15 protein-coding genes are annotated in these 15,030 nt (G+C 47.9%); 7 read left to right on the top strand and 8 right to left on the bottom strand.

All coding sequences use genetic code 11. The features are described from left to right. Positions 1 to 50: 50 nt before the first annotated feature. From D0S45_07935 to D0S45_07910, 6 genes are all read right to left on the bottom strand, one after another. Entirely contained in the window at positions 51 to 860 is an 810-nt protein-coding gene (locus D0S45_07935; GenBank protein TIH17083.1) for a sugar phosphate isomerase/epimerase, read from the bottom strand. An 86-nt stretch (positions 861 to 946) separates the two neighbouring features. Further along, positions 947 to 2,683, bottom strand: coding sequence for a succinylglutamate desuccinylase (locus D0S45_07930; protein ID TIH17082.1), 1,737 nt, complete (start codon positions 2,681 to 2,683; stop codon positions 947 to 949). Continuing rightward, positions 2,649 to 3,353 carry a hypothetical protein gene (locus D0S45_07925; GenBank protein ID TIH17081.1) on the bottom strand — a complete coding sequence of 235 codons (705 nt, stop codon included), beginning with the start codon at positions 3,351 to 3,353 and terminating at the stop codon, positions 2,649 to 2,651. Before D0S45_07925 ends, D0S45_07930 begins: the two co-directional genes overlap by 35 nt. Beyond that, positions 3,353 to 4,675 carry a hypothetical protein gene (locus tag D0S45_07920; GenBank protein TIH17080.1) on the bottom strand — a complete coding sequence of 441 codons (1,323 nt, stop codon included), beginning with the start codon at positions 4,673 to 4,675 and terminating at the stop codon, positions 3,353 to 3,355. Before D0S45_07920 ends, D0S45_07925 begins: the two co-directional genes overlap by 1 nt. A gap of 235 nt (positions 4,676 to 4,910) precedes the next feature. Beyond that, entirely contained in the window at positions 4,911 to 6,206 is a 1,296-nt protein-coding gene (locus D0S45_07915; GenBank protein TIH17079.1) for an adenylosuccinate lyase, read from the bottom strand. Positions 6,207 to 6,379: 173 nt separating this feature from the next. Continuing rightward, complete coding sequence (locus D0S45_07910) at positions 6,380 to 6,667, bottom strand: zinc ribbon domain-containing protein (GenBank protein TIH17078.1); 288 nt, start codon at positions 6,665 to 6,667, stop codon at positions 6,380 to 6,382. Between the two features lie 553 nt (positions 6,668 to 7,220). Here D0S45_07910 and D0S45_07905 point away from each other — a divergent pair. Then, the gene (locus D0S45_07905) at positions 7,221 to 7,739 is read left to right on the top strand and encodes a hypothetical protein (GenBank protein ID TIH17077.1); all 519 of its coding nucleotides are present in this window, start codon (positions 7,221 to 7,223) and stop codon (positions 7,737 to 7,739) included. 56 nt (positions 7,740 to 7,795) lie between these two features. Here the strand turns inward: D0S45_07905 and D0S45_07900 are convergent, their stop codons facing one another. Next, on the bottom strand, positions 7,796 to 8,344 hold the full coding sequence (locus D0S45_07900; protein ID TIH17076.1) for a peptidoglycan endopeptidase: 549 nt from the start codon (positions 8,342 to 8,344) through the stop codon (positions 7,796 to 7,798). 265 nt (positions 8,345 to 8,609) lie between these two features. On the opposite strand from D0S45_07900, the gene D0S45_07895 reads away from it, so the two are divergent. From D0S45_07895 to D0S45_07870, 6 genes are read left to right on the top strand one after another with little or no spacing between them, the layout of a single operon-like run. Further along, the gene (locus tag D0S45_07895) at positions 8,610 to 10,514 is read left to right on the top strand and encodes an NADH-quinone oxidoreductase subunit L (protein ID TIH17075.1); all 1,905 of its coding nucleotides are present in this window, start codon (positions 8,610 to 8,612) and stop codon (positions 10,512 to 10,514) included. Further along, positions 10,514 to 11,362 (top strand): NADH-quinone oxidoreductase subunit H, encoded by an 849-nt coding sequence (locus D0S45_07890; GenBank protein ID TIH17074.1) that lies wholly within the window; start codon positions 10,514 to 10,516, stop codon positions 11,360 to 11,362. The genes D0S45_07895 and D0S45_07890 overlap by 1 nt, the downstream gene beginning before the upstream one ends. A gap of 4 nt (positions 11,363 to 11,366) precedes the next feature. Further along, positions 11,367 to 11,801 carry an NADH-quinone oxidoreductase subunit B gene (locus D0S45_07885; protein TIH17073.1) on the top strand — a complete coding sequence of 145 codons (435 nt, stop codon included), beginning with the start codon at positions 11,367 to 11,369 and terminating at the stop codon, positions 11,799 to 11,801. Positions 11,802 to 11,821: 20 nt separating this feature from the next. After that, positions 11,822 to 12,193 (top strand): NADH-quinone oxidoreductase subunit C, encoded by a 372-nt coding sequence (locus tag D0S45_07880; protein ID TIH17072.1) that lies wholly within the window; start codon positions 11,822 to 11,824, stop codon positions 12,191 to 12,193. A gap of 48 nt (positions 12,194 to 12,241) precedes the next feature. After that, positions 12,242 to 13,318 (top strand): NADH-quinone oxidoreductase subunit D, encoded by a 1,077-nt coding sequence (locus D0S45_07875; protein ID TIH17071.1) that lies wholly within the window; start codon positions 12,242 to 12,244, stop codon positions 13,316 to 13,318. An 11-nt stretch (positions 13,319 to 13,329) separates the two neighbouring features. Beyond that, positions 13,330 to 13,704 carry a 4Fe-4S dicluster domain-containing protein gene (locus D0S45_07870; protein ID TIH17070.1) on the top strand — a complete coding sequence of 125 codons (375 nt, stop codon included), beginning with the start codon at positions 13,330 to 13,332 and terminating at the stop codon, positions 13,702 to 13,704. Between the two features lie 57 nt (positions 13,705 to 13,761). Here the strand turns inward: D0S45_07870 and D0S45_07865 are convergent, their stop codons facing one another. Next, a complete protein-coding gene (locus D0S45_07865; protein ID TIH17069.1) occupies positions 13,762 to 15,006 on the bottom strand; it encodes an EAL domain-containing protein in 1,245 nt (414 codons plus the stop codon). Positions 15,007 to 15,030 lie beyond the last annotated feature (24 nt).

Genomic DNA, 15,030 nt, shown 5'->3' with positions numbered 1-15,030 from the left:
TCCCCGCAAAGTTTAACTTTGCGGGGATTTTTGTGTTTAATTCACTTTTATTAAAACAACCTAGCCGCTACGTGCTCCCTGAAATAAGCGTAGGTCAGGGTAAAATCATCACGATTATGCGGCTCAAGGGTGAACGTAGGCATCGGATCAAGCTCAGCAGTGCGGGTAACGATATAATCCCAATTCATGCTACCCTGCCCGAGGGCAAGATGCTCGTCCTTACTACCGTGATTATCATGCAGATGAAGATGCTTGATATGCGGCGCAAAAGCATCAAACCAGAGATCAAAATCTCCATGCTCGTAGCCTTTGGAAAAAGAATGCCAGTGCCCGAGATCAAAACAAATACCTATGTTCTCCCGACCGAGATCTTTGACCAAGCGCACAATAGGCTCCGGGGTAAATTCATAAGTGTTCTCAAGACAAAGTGGGGGATGATCCGGCCATAAGTTGCTCAAGCGGCGAATCCCTTCAACGCAGTTGACGTAAGCACGCTCAAAAAGAGGCGGCTCCAGCCATGATGTGAAAGAAGGATGCATGACCATCCGTTTCGGAGAGAAAACTTTTGCCAATTCAAAGGCGGTATGCAGAGTATCTATGGATGCGTTACGGATTGCGGGATTCAGGCTGGATGGTTTGAGATCCAGAAACGGCAGATGCACGGTACAGCCCAGCTCAGCCTCATCAAGACGGTCTCTGATGGCCATGAGCCAATCCATGCTCAAACATTCATCACCAAGACAATCAAGCCCCAATTCAGGCTGTATTGAATTTTCAATGAAGAAATCCAGATACTCTGGAGAATTGTAAATATAACGCAGAGGAAGATTAACGTAGCAGGTTTCAAATTCAGGCTTCACTTTCCATCTCCCTTCCGGCCCGAACCATCCTTGTGTGACGACCTCAAAATAAATCTATATTTAATATGAATTTGATGTACGCGACACTACTGGTCAAGCCGGGTCTGTAAATAATCCGTTCCTTTAAAAATCATATGTCCTACCGGAACAAAGGTAGTGGTGTGACGCATGGTCAAGACCGTTTCCTTGCCAGGCCGCACATCAAAAGTCTCGCCCCACGAAATAGGAATATTATCAACAAAAGGCTGAATTTTGCAACGTTCTCCGTTACTCCAGACATCTTTCAATGCATAGCTGTCAGGTCTGAGCGGCCTGCTTTCTCCATTAGTCCAGTTCACTAAGTCTGGGTTGCCATCCTCATCCTGCAATTCAAGAGCCTTAATTGTACGGGGAGCAATGGCCAGATAAAATTCTGTACGTTTTTTGCCGGGAGTTTCCCGTACAACCCGGTAACGTGAAATCCCGTCCGGGCCTTCAAGCATGTACTTTTCCATAAAATTTGATGGATCGGCAATGATCTCATGCCCCACATCCTGACCGCTGTTAACCATTACCGAGGCCACGAACCCCTTTAGATTAAGGATCTCTTCTTTGCTGCTGCCAAGAATTCCTTCCAGAATGATCTGATCTCCCTCTACGGCCTGTAAGGTTGCCCCGGCACTGATAAAACGGGGCTGACCATTCAACCAACAGAGAAAGACCGGTCCGTTCACTTCCGGCAGATCAGGCTTACTGCCCTTCCAGCGCACTCTGGATTTGGACTGCCTGCTGCCGTCAATACGCACTTCAAGAGCGGGAAATTGCGACAAGGCCATACGCGGAGCAGTCAGCAGATTGAGATTAGGACGGTCACTGGCAAAAACGGCCACAGCAGGTTCAAGCCCGGAATCAATTACAGCCTTACCTGATGTGGAAACAGGCGCACCACGGACCAGATCAATAGACTTGCCGCGCAAAGGCTTGCCGTTGATCAGAACTTCAAAACCCTGACCTCTATGGGATTTTGGAAATGAAAATTCAGGGACTTCCAGCTCAAGGCCGAATTCCCGTAACAGATAAACCGTGGCCCGCAGCTGCTGGCGAACTTTCCAGCCGAGATCTTTAATATCCTTACTAACCTCCACAGCCATGGCCGGGATGCCCCGCTCATGCAAAGCATAGCAGGTCAAGGATTTCAACATTTCAGGATACTGGGTGGCCTTGGCAAAAGTCTTGGTATTGAACAGGGTGAACCAATAGGACTTATTGCGAATGTCGGTATTAAGCTTCTTGATAGTGCGTTCACACATCTCAGCAAGCTGGATGTCTTTGTAAACAGCAGCATCAATAATCAGAGACTGCCCGTAACGCTTGGGATTGCGCAAGCTGTTCACGTATTTGGAATTATAGAATCCACTGCCCTCGTGAAGATGGATAAAACCTTCGGCACCGCCAATGAGAAAACGGATCGCCCGGGCAAGACGGTCTTCGTAAAAACTATTGTATTCCTTATCGAAACGGCGATTCAAATCGACATTTATCTGCCGGGTACGTCGTAAAATTGAAGGCTCATTAGCCCGCGGAACAATAATCAGACTTCCTTTGCGCACCTTACAGCGGGTCAAAAGCTGGGCAGTAAAAAATCCGGAAAGCTCATCCCCCTGAATGCCGCCCTGCACCATGATAACCGGTCCCGGTTCATCACCGAAAACCCAGGTAACCCGGAGCGGGTACTGTGTACCTTCGAAAAAGGTATAGTTCCTTACCTGCTGAGCCGTAGCCGGAAAGGCCAGACACAGAGTAAAAAAACTAATTAAGAACGCGCGACAAAGGATATACTTCACTGAAAATCAACTCACCCTCTTTAGTAGTGATCATCAATCTGACACCGTAAACATCTTTCAGTGATGCTCCGGCAGGCAAACCGAACCGAGTTCTGACAACCTTAAAACGCTGAATATGGAAAGACAAATCATTGCGGTTAGCTTTGATCTTTACGCCTTTGCCGTTATTCTCAATCAACTCGACCTTGGCCAGCCCGCTCAAAGCGGAAGAGGTCTGTAAATTGTTCAGGTCGAAGCTCAGAGCCAGACTACTGCCGGACTTGCGAACTTTAACATTCTCCACCCCGGCCCGCATCAAATTCTTGTAAAAAAGCAACCTATTCAAATCCACTACCGGAGTAGATTCAATCTTCTTTTCCTCCACCGGGACAGCAGCCAGCAGGGATTGCAACTCATTGGGATCATAGGAATCAAGGATCTTATTGACGTTCTCCAAACGCTCCAGTTGGACAGAAGCATCATTAAGCGTCTTTTGCAATTCGATCTTTTCCTGCTTGAGATATACATTCTCATTCCAGAATGTATATCCGGACCACGCTCCGGCACCAGCGCAAACAGCGAGCATGAATACAATCCAGAAAAGCACCTTCAACCAAAAAGGGCTGAGGCGATAGCGTTTGACAGTGTCGTCGTCCCGCATGAAAAGAACATTGTACTTGGTATTGCCCATCAGAGCTTTCTCCATTGTTCGTCAACAATCCGCCAGCTGTTCTTTTCCGGGCGGATGACCAGTTTTTTTAATCCTTTGTCGCTGTAACCGGAAGAATCCGAATATTCCTGTTTGAAAGAGACGAGCAGTCCTTGTGGATGTTCCCGCAGGGAAACCTTGTCGAATTCAACAGATGAAGGCTTGCGCTCTTCCCAGATAGAAAGCTTATTTTTCTTGATGGAATCAGCTCCCCTTCGGCGTCCTTGTCTTGCCCGGGAATCATACAGGGAAATATATTTATCCATATCCCCGGAAAGCCAGCTTTCTTTCCATTCGCTAAGGAAAACTTCCACCCCTTCGCGCTTGGTGGCGAGGTACTTATCTTTAAGGGAACGAATCGAGGGACCGTATTCACGACCTACAATCTTCCACTTTCCATCCTCTTTCTGCCAGTAAAGCCTTTTGGACGAAGAAGAGGAAAGTTTACCGGAACGGTAATACTGGTCAAACCAAGTGACCCAATAATCAGGACCGCTCAGGGCATGCAGGTTATACAGTTCTATATCGATCCACCCGGCGCGGGAAAAAATTCTTTTCTTCCTGTTTTCAAAAGCCTTGAATGAACGTCTCTCGGACTTTGCAAACAACTTCGGAGAATAAGCCGCAAAAAAACCGTCATCACGGGCTTCCCAATCAGCAGCCCATTTACGGACCAGCTTTTCCAGCTCTGCGGATTCGTCAGACTGACCGTCAGCTGCATTGTTCCAACTGACCTTTTCCCCGATAACTACCGGTGTTCCGGGTTTTATCTTTTTATCAAGATAATCCATATCAGGATTGACCAATGCAACGCAGCCCTGAGTATCCATGGGCACAAGATCCTTGCCCCGGCCATGAATCCAAATTCCGTACCCGGTCTTGCCTTTAATGCGATCCACCGGATTAGGAAAATCCAATGGGAAAGCCATCTCCCCGTAAAGGGTAAAATTTTTCAAGCCGGTTCTTTTTCCAGTGGTAAAATAAACGCCTTCCGGGGTCTTAAGATCACCTTCGACAATCTTATCCCCTGCAACCTGTCCGGTAGCACAGGTAAAACTTGCCTCAGCGTGCAAAGGACTTCTATGAATCAGCAGATGCAGTTTCTGGGAATTCTTATCCACAGCAACAACATATTCAGGGACCAGCGAAGTCGGATCAATTACAGGTTCCCACCCTTCGGCAAAACAAAGGGAAGAAAAGCCTGACAGCAGAAAAAAGACTGCCGTAAAAATTCTCATTAAATGCATCATTCCGAACCCGATACTCCATCGCCCTGCACGACAAAATGACGATATAAAATTCATTAAAAAGAATTAAGGATATACATCAAACATTTGATTCATTAATCAACAACTTACACAATCTCAAAGTCGCATAAACTGTCTTTCCAATCAGCTTCCTTACAACACTTTTTCACTATTAAAAAGCAGCTTTTTAAGACCCTAACATGAATGTATAAGTACTGCAAAAAAGAAGACCCGGCACAGCTGAAACAACTGCACCGGGACTAAAAATCAGTTCAAAGCACAACTTTTCAAACTATTCACCGAACACTCTTTTGAAAATCATCTCTTCATAGCGGGTGTAATAGTCCATATCAAAAGCTTCATCCAGAGCTCCGCTATCAAGGTGGGAATTAATAGTTTCATCTTTACGGACTTCATCCGGAAAGGAAACCTTATTTTCCCAGCAATGCATAGCCACTTTCTGAACCATTTCGTAAGCCTTCTGACGCTCAAGCCCGGTTTCCACCAGCGCGATGAGAACTCTCTGAGAGTAGAAAAGGCCGTAGGAAGCCATGAGATTGCGATCCATGTTATCGCCGTTGATCTTCAGCCTTTTGATGACTCCGGTCATGCGGGCGAGAATGTAGTCGGCGAGGATGGTGGAGTCAGGCATGATGACCCTTTCCACGGAGGAGTGGCTGATGTCACGCTCATGCCAAAGAGGCATGTTTTCCATGGCAACAAGCCCGTTGGTACGCAGTAGTCGGGAAAGACCACAAAGGTTTTCAGCAGAAATGGGGTTCTTTTTATGAGGCATGGCGGAAGAACCTTTCTGACCTTTGCTGAAGCCTTCTTCAACTTCCAGAACCTCAGTACGCTGGAGGTGTCTCAGTTCAACGCCGAGACGCTCAATACCGCCGCCGAGCATGCCCAGTGCGGTGAAAAAGTCCGCGTGGCGGTCACGCTGCACAATCTGGGTAGAGATGGGGTCCACACCGATTCCGAGCAATTCGCAGGAAATGCGTTCCACTTCGGGATCCAGCAGGGCATAAGTTCCAACTGCACCGGAGATTTTACCCACGCTGACACTCTTCAGAGCATCGGCGATACGCTCACGATGGCGGGAGAACTCGGCGTAGAAACCGGCCATTTTCAGGCCAAAGCTGGTAGGCTCGGCATGAATACCGTGGGTACGCCCCATGCACATGCGACCCATGTTAGCGTGAGCCATTTCTTTAAGGGCTTCGAGAAATTCATCAAGGTCGGCCAGAATCATCTTCCCGGCACGGCTGAGCATTACGCCGTTAGCGGTATCGACAATATCTGAAGATGTGCAGCCAAGGTGGATGAAGCGGGAAGAAGGACCGACTTTCTCTTCCACTGCGGTCAGGAAAGCGATGACGTCATGCTTGGTCTTTTCCTCGATTTCAAGGATGCGGTCCAATTCGAAATCTGCTTTTTCACGGATAATCTCCATGTCTTCAGCAGGAATACGACCAAGTTTATGCCATGCTTCGCAGACAGCGACTTCAACTTCAAGCCACACTCTGAAGCGGTTCTCCAGAGTCCACAGTTCACCCATTGCGGGACGGGTATATCTTTCAATCATTTTACCAATTCCGGTTAGTTGTTGAGAAAATGAGGTAATGTTCAAGACGATCAGGGCCAACCATATTATAAATGGCAGACCGGGACAAGACACAGGGATATTTTATCGGATGGATTCGCCGCGCAAAAAAACAGACGGCCCGGAATACACCGGGCCGTCTGGCCTTTTATCAGCTAACTTGATGCGCTGTCGGAACTCTTTGCGGAAGAATCCGATGAGGTGGATGCACTGGTACCGCTTCCTGCCGGACTTGAGCTACCGGTTTTCCCGGCCGCCGAGTCGGTTTTACAGTACCCTGAAGAATACCAGCCTCCGCCTTTGAGTACAAAGCTGGAATTGGACAGAACCTTGGTGGCTAAACCACCGCAGACCGGACACTCCAGTTCCTTATCTTCAAAGCTTGTCTGCCATTCTTCAAATATCTGCTGACATTCATGACATTGGTATTCATAAATCGGCATAATACCCTCCAATAAAAAAGGCACGCCATACCTCAAAATAGAAGTTGGCGGACCTGTCCCTGAATATGAGGGGCTGAACCGGATCAGTCCCGCTTATTGCCGGGCAAGGCCCGTGCGGGAACTGAAACAGATCAGTAAAATAACTTAGCTAGCTGCGGCAGCCTTTGCTTCTGCGATGCGAGCTTTGATTCTTTTAGCTCTGCGGTGACGTTTACGCTTAAGTTCTTTCTTTCTTTCGATCTTTTTGTGCCTACCCATCTGGAGGACCTCCTGAATATTTTTTTCGTACTTGCTGCACGATTTTATGCTGCAAAGAAGGAGTCACTACCCTAAAAAGGGATCAATTGTAAAGAACTTAAGCTGGCACAAATCGCCGAGTGTCACACATTCTTTAACAAAATATTTTTTTCACAATCTAACACACTAAAACTAAAGGCAAATTTAATGACGCTCGATTTTAACCCTTGACTACAGGCCGCATCATGAACATATAAAACGTTCCCTGCCGGAGCGGAGTATTTCTCCCCGGCAAAAAGCCTGCGAGGAGAAAACCATGAAGAAAGCTAAGACAAACAAAGCATTTGATAGAGCCGTTGAAGATATAACCGAAGTATTCATGTTCGACCATTGGACAAGATTCTACTTCATCTTTGAAGAAGGCAAAAAACTAATGGTCAAAGTTCCTGACGAGGTATCCAACCAAGTCGAAAAAGAATATCCCGGCCTGAAAGGATTGCTCGACCTCATGAACAATGAGGAAATTGACCAGCAGAAATCCATGAACACCGTCTGCTCCTACATTGGTTCACGCTTTGACGGTACCAAGTACAACGATAAAATAGTACCCAAGGTTTTCGATTCCAAAGCTTTCAAAATGGAAATGTACCTTTTCAATCTTTGGATCAAAGGTCACGAATCCTACCTCGAATCCGAAGTAATGACTTTCACTGACTGGAAAGAGCTTTACTCCGGCTGGAGAGAGCAGGATGAAGTAAAGAATTACGTGGAAAGATTGGGCAACGCAGGCAGCGGAGCTCACATTCAGCCTCCGACCTGCTCCACTGTACAATAGATATCAATAGACATTTAAGTAGAAACGGGGAGTCGCACTCAGCGACTTCCCGTTTTTTATTTTATAACCCGGCGCGCCCCGATATAATATTTGCGCCAATAATTCTTCTCCATGGACTCTTCGCGCACCGTATGCCCGCTCTTAGGGCTATGAATAAAGGAATAACCGTTCCCGGAATATATCCCGGTATGCAGACTCTTGCCCTGCCCCGGAATTCTAAAAAGAACTATATCCCCGGCCTGAATATCACTTCTACGTATAGCTCTCCCCGCATTTTTCTGCTGCCACGAAACCCGCGGGACACGTATTCCGTGCCGCTGAAAGACCCACCAGACCAGACCGGAACAATCAAACCCTTCATTGGGAGACGCCCCTCCCCATTTGTACGGCTTGCCGACCTGAGTCCGTGCACTTTTCACCACAGAATATTTTAAAGAAGAGTGCAAAACCGGCCCACCACTGCCTGCCCCGGGCACTCCGATTGTCTTCTTGCCGCACCCGGAAATCAAAATTACCAGACAGCAAAAAAATACCCGCCGAAAAATTTGATTACTCTTAATTCCCCATTTACTCATAAAATAGTTTCTATCCCGAAAAATCGGCATTAACAATAGATTTAACCACTACCAGCGGTAGAGCTGGTTCATTTTTTCACAAAATATTTTCCAATTATCAGCAATTTCTATAGGTAGATAAACCCATCTCATCTCAATTAGCTGTTGACTTTTCTTCAAATTTTGAAGACTAATTTGTACAGTTTAGGTGATTATTGTGAAACATTTTCAAGAGTTACACAAAACCTAAAAAGATAACACGGCTGAGGCGTTTTTTTTAAAATCTGGTACAACATCGCGTTACAGTGAGGTCCGTATGTTGCCCATGATGTTAGTTCTGGCCATCTTGTTGCCCTTGGTGGCTGCTGTCGGCTGCTACTTTTTGCGTGTCAGCGCGATCAGATCTCTGATCGTTCTCTGCACAGGAGTAGTTCTTGCCGCGGTCTCCCTTGCTCTTCTCGGACAAGGGACTTTTACCTATTCTCCAGGTACAATTGTTGGAATCAGCTGGGATTCCATAATAACCCTGGCGGATTTTGCCCTGCTTTTCGTAATGCTCTATTACGCTTTCAAACTCAAAAACCAGATGATCAAGATCTTCGTGATCTTACAGATCATCCCGCTTGCTGTGTTTGAAATGTTCTTCGTCGACCATGCGGTTGAGACTCCTGCTATCTTTGCGGACAGTCTTTCCCTGATCATGGTTGCCGTCATCTCCGTCATCGGATCGCTTATCTGTTTCTTTGCGATTCCGTACATGAAGGAGCATGAGGAACATCTGCACTTGGTAAAATCACGCCAGCCGCAATTCTTCTTCTTTCTCGTTCTGTTCCTCGGAGCAATGAACGGGCTGGTCCTTTCCAACAACATTCTCTGGCTCTACTTCTTCTTCGAAGTGACCACCTTCTGCTCTTTCATGCTCATCGGGCATGACCAGACCCAGATTGCGGTCAAGAACGCTACCCGCGCCCTGATGCTTAACGCACTCGGCGGTGTTGCTTTCGTCTTCGGTATGATCTGGGCCTACGCTGAAACCGGTTCCCTTGACCTTCAGGTCATCATTCAGGCCGGTCCCATGGGCGGCCTTATGCTTGCTCCTCTGGGTCTGCTCTGTCTCGCCGGGTTCACCAAAGCTGCTCAGGTTCCGTTCCAGAGCTGGCTGCTTGGAGCGATGGTTGCGCCGACTCCGGTCTCCGCACTGCTTCACTCCTCCACTATGGTTAAGGCCGGTGTATACATCGTACTGAGACTTGCTCCCGCTTACGCAGGAACCTTCCTCAGTCAGGGTATAGCACTCTGTGGCGCCTTTACCTTCCTTGCCTGTGCTGCCATTGCGATCAGCCAGAGCAACGGTAAAAAGATCCTTGCCTATTCAACTATCAGTAACCTTGGATTGATCATCTGTTGTGCCGGTCTTAATACCAGTTGGGCCATCACCGCAGCAATCATCCTGATCATCTTCCACGCAGCCTCCAAGGCTCTGCTCTTTCTGTGCGTCGGCACAATTGAGCATGGTATCGGCAGTCGCGACATCGAAGATATGCACGGCCTGTACCTCAAGATGCCCCGCACTGCGGTTATCACCATAGTGGGCGTCATGACCATGCTGCTGCCTCCCTTCGGCGTTCTGCTCGGTAAGTGGATGGCCATTGAATCCGCATCCGGTGACATGTTCGTCATCACCATGCTTGCACTCGGTAGTGCGCTTTCTTTGGTATTCTGGGCCAGATGGGCAGGTATCCTGCTCACCGCTCCCCTGCGTGACAAAGTTCCCGCAGAATCCCAGTCCGTACTGACAAGACTCACCCTTACCGCTCTTGCCGGTATCGCAGTGGTGCTGTCTTTCTTCTCGCCTGTGATCTACACCAAGCTCATCGAGCCTATGGTCGGCAAGTCCTTTGAAATTACTGCTGGCGTATTCACATCACCCATGGGTGTTTTTGCTGTATACCCCATCTTTATCATCCTTGCCGCCGCGTTCATCTACTCATGGATTGAGACCAAGAAGTCTGCAAGCGATAAGACTTCCCAGACTTACATGTGTGGTGCCAACGTTCCTGAAGCCGGTGTTCAGTCCTTTATCGGACCCATGAACGGCCCGGTAGAACTCAAGGCAAGTAACTACTACATGAAAGAGTTCTTCGGTGAAGGAAAACTCACCCTCTGGGTCAACTTCGTTGCTCTTGCTCTCATCGTTCTTATGCTGGGAGGGGCTCTGTAATGCAAACAATCATTCTCATAATACTCGGCATCGTTATTGCGCCTGTTCTGGGCGGCCTTATTGCCGGACTTGACAGACGGGTTACTGCCCGTCTGCAATCCCGCTTTGGTCCTCCGATCTTGCAGCCCTTTTATGATGTTGCCAAACTGTTCGGTAAAGACAAAGTCGTCAGCAACTTCTGGCAGGTATTCTGCTCATGGGTTTACCTCATTGCAGCTGCCCTGTCTGTCGGTCTTCTCTTTGCCGGAAGCGACCTGCTCCTGATCTTCTTTGTTCAGGCTATCGGTGCTGTCTTCCTGGTAATGGGCGGTCTTTCTACTCCGTCCCCTTACAGCCAGGTCGGTTCACAGCGCGAACTGATTCAGGTCCTGACTTACGAACCTCTGCTGATCCTCGTTTTCGCATCCATCTTCATGGTTACCGGAAGCTTCAGGATCGATGAGATTCTGGCCTACGAACAGCCGCTGCTGGTCCAACTGCCGCTTATGTTTGTTGTCCTTGGTTATGCTCTGACCATCAAGCTAAGAAAATCACCCTTTGACTTCTCCACTTCCCATCACGGGCACCAGGAGCTGGTCAAAGGCATGCTTACCGAGTTCTCCGGTCCCTACCTTGGCATTATTGAAATCGGCCACTGGTACGAGACCATTTTCATCCTCGGTATTTGTGCACTCTTCTGGCACACCAGCCTGGTAGGTTGCGTACTCTTGATCGCCTCCACCTACTTTGCAGAGCTGATCATTGATAACACAATGGCGCGCATGACCTGGCGCTGGATGCTTAAATACGTTTGGAGCATCGGTCTGGCCATGTCTTTCGTCAACCTCATCTGGCTGTACGCAGGTTAAGCTTATGTTCAAGAAATTCATTGAAAATTCACGCGCCAAGTCTCCGTGGATCATGCATTTTGACTGCGGAAGCTGCAACGGCTGCGATATCGAAGTTCTGGCATGCCTGACACCGCTGTATGACGTTGAACGTTTCGGTGTTGTCAACGTGGGTAACCCAAAACATGCCGACGTCCTTCTGGTAACCGGAACCGTCAACCCCAGAAACGCAAAGGTACTGCGTAACATCTACGATCAGATGCCTGATCCCAAAGGTGTTATCGCTATCGGTGCCTGCGGTCTGTCCGGCGGTATTTTCCGCGAGTGCTACAACGTTCTTGGCGGGATCGACAAGGTAATCCCGGTTGATGTTTATGTCCCCGGTTGCCCTGCGAAACCCGAAGCCATCATCGACGGCGTGGTCACAGCCCTTGCCAAGTTTGAAGGTCTCAAAGGCTAAACATTACGAGGGATAAGATCGTGATTGAAAATCAGATAGATATAACTCTGGAAAGCCTGGTAGGCGAAGTATCCAAGATGAAGAGTGACGGACAGCGCATGGTCACCTTCTCCTGCACCAACATCGGTGAAGGCCAAGCGGACATCATCTACCACTTTGATAAAAATGAAGTACTCACCAACCTGCGCCTGACCGTGAACATGGACAAGCCCGTGCCCTCTATCAGCGGCGTGTACTTCGCAGCTCTGCTCATCGAAAACGAATTACAGGACCAGTTCGATATTAAATTCGACGGTCTGGTACTCGATTTTGGACGCAAGCTGTATCTTGATGATGAAATAACCATCGTCCCCATGTGTAACAACACGAAGGCGATGAAAATAAAAAAATAACTCGTCTTCCCGGATGAACCCAAGACGAAAACAACTATAGGGTAAATTATGGCACGTACCATCATACCTTTCGGTCCGCAGCATCCGGTTCTCCCGGAGCCGCTGCATGTGAAGCTTGTCGTGGAAGACGAGATCGTACTGGAGGCCATTCCCGCACTCGGCTACGTTCACAGAGGGTTGGAAAAACTCGCTGAGATCCGCGATTATCACCAGATGATCCAGGTCGTAGAACGCGTCTGCGGTATCTGCTCCAATATCCACTCAATGTGCTACTGTCAGGGCATTGAGGAGATCATGGGAATCGAGGTTCCCAGAAGAGCCGAATACCTCCGCACCGCATGGAGTGAACTTCACCGCATGCACAGCCACCTGCTCTGGCTGGGACTCTTTGCCGATGCATTCGGCTTCGAAGCCCTGTTCATGCAGTTCTGGCGTATCCGTGAACGCATCATGGACATCAACGAAGCCACCACCGGCAGCCGTGTTATCACCTCTGTCAACATTGTTGGCGGTGTCCGTCAGGATCTGACTCCTGAAATGTGCTCCTGGATTCTTTCCGAACTCGACACAGCCGAAAAGGAAATCAAAGAAATCCAGAACACCATCATGGATGACTACACTGTCTGCCACCGTACCAAAGGCGTAGGTGTCCTGACCAAGGAACAGGCCTACGAACTCGGCGCAGCAGGCCCGACCCTGCGCGGTAGCGGCGTTGCTTCCGACATGCGTTTGCTTAAGTACTCCGCATTCGACAAAATCGACTTCGAACCGATTGTAGAAACCGCTGGCGACTGTTGGGCTCGCTCCACAGTTCGCTTCCGGGAAACACTACAGTCCGTCGACCTCGTAAGACAGGCCCTTGCAGGCATGCCTCAGGGCGATCTTGCAGCTCCCTGCAAAGGTAATCCCGAAGGCGAAATCATAACCCGCGTGGAACAGCCCCGCGGTGAATGCCTCTACTACATTAAAGGTAGCGGCAAGAAGTTCCTTGACAGGGTCCGCATCAGAACACCCACGTTCGCTAACGTACCGCCTCTTCTGGCGATGCTTCCGAACTGCGAACTGGCTGATGTTCCGGTTATCATTCTGTCAATCGACCCGTGCATCAGCTGCACGGAACGCTAGGAGGCCGAGACATGCTTAACATGACTCCCACTGTACTGAAGAACCTCCTTTCAAAAAGCTCCACTCGTATGTACCCCATCGAGAAACGTGAGCCTTTTGAACGCTACAGAGGTGAACTGTTCAATAACATTGACGAGTGCATTTTCTGCAAAAAATGCCAGATTAAATGCCCTTCACAGTGCATTACCGTCACCAAAGACAAAGAAAGCGGCACCGGAACATGGATCTGCGATCCTTTCGCATGTGTCTACTGCTCCATCTGCGTTGACGCCTGCCCGACACAGAGCCTGTACATGAAACCTGTACACCGCGCCCCGTCAGCAGAACGCGACATGATGGAACAGACCGGCAAAATCAAGCTGCCCAAGAAAAAAGCCAAGAAGTAATTCAAAGCTTAGTTCGAACTATAGAAATCCCCGCAGCCTTCACGGTTGCGGGGATTTTTATTTTGCCGGATATTCAACGCAGAGCATGTACCAATGACTGAATCCACTAAAAAATCTGAATGAAACCAAAACAGTATCCGATTCACTGAATGGAGAAGGGTGCGGTGGAGTTACAAAATTTTCATACCCCAATAGAATATGCATGAAATAATCACGCATGGAATGATCACTTCCCTTGGATCTCGCAGCCCAACACTGTTTGGGATCATCCTTTAACATATCCCGGGCCAGCCTCGGGGTGAGCTGTATACCATTCTCATCAATAATAAATACCGATAAAACTTCATCATACCGGCCAAGTATCTGGCGCATGGTCGGCTCAAAACGATCCGCATTCACATCAGCAAATAAACTTGTAAGACTCTTGATTTGCGCCCTTATATTGAAAAAATGTTCTTTGCGGTCCCTGATCCGTTCTGATTGCAACATTATGAATTTTTGATTAATCCGGTTCACAGATTCAAGAAAACCACCTACAGAATTGCATTCACTCCCAGTACAGTTTTCATCTTTCGTATAGTAATACCCCTGATGACAGAACATATTAGCCTGCAATAGGTATAAAGCCTCGTCTTCATCCTCAACACCCAAAGCAATTGGAGTGCATTCAATATTAGCACAGTTTTTTACAATATATTCAAGGCTTCCTATATTGTAGGTGGAATCAGCGGGATTACTCCATACAGAGCGTTGCAATTTAATATAGTCCGGTCTGCTCTCAAGAAGAATAGCCAGAAGCCTTGAACTGTGCTCAACTTTATCAATTGAAATCTGAAAACCTTTACCGCGGCAAAATTCCACAAACGGTAATCCTTTTGGGTCTGAAAGACACTCAGCAGAAATTTCAATAACAATATTATGAGCCGGAACATCAACCTCCTCGACAACCTCAGAGATAAAATGCCTGTCACAACAGGAATTACTTATCACCCTCATTTCAAGATTCATAAACACACAAAGTGATTTCCTTTGCTGCAAAAACTTTTTGAATCTACGCAACGTCTGCCGACAACAAGCCTTATCAATTTCATACAATTCAGCAGGTTTTAAATTTGTGCCGAACAAATCAACCAAGGTTGCGTCACTACCGCCTTTATCCGGTAACCTAACACGAGAAAAAGCTTCAAACCCAACAACATCCTTCCTATCGATCGCAACAATAGGCTGAAATAAAGTTTTTATACCATTGGAGATTAGTAACTCCCTAATATTTGCAAATTCCTTGGGGATCATCTGAGGCATTTTAACTCCATATAGCTATAAGCA

The sequence above is a fragment of the Marinifilum sp. JC120 genome (genome assembly GCA_004923195.1).
Lineage (GTDB): Bacteria > Desulfobacterota > Desulfovibrionia > Desulfovibrionales > Desulfovibrionaceae > Maridesulfovibrio.
The sequence above is the reverse complement of the archived record's forward strand: the minus strand, read 5'-3'. Positions and strand labels throughout refer to the sequence as shown.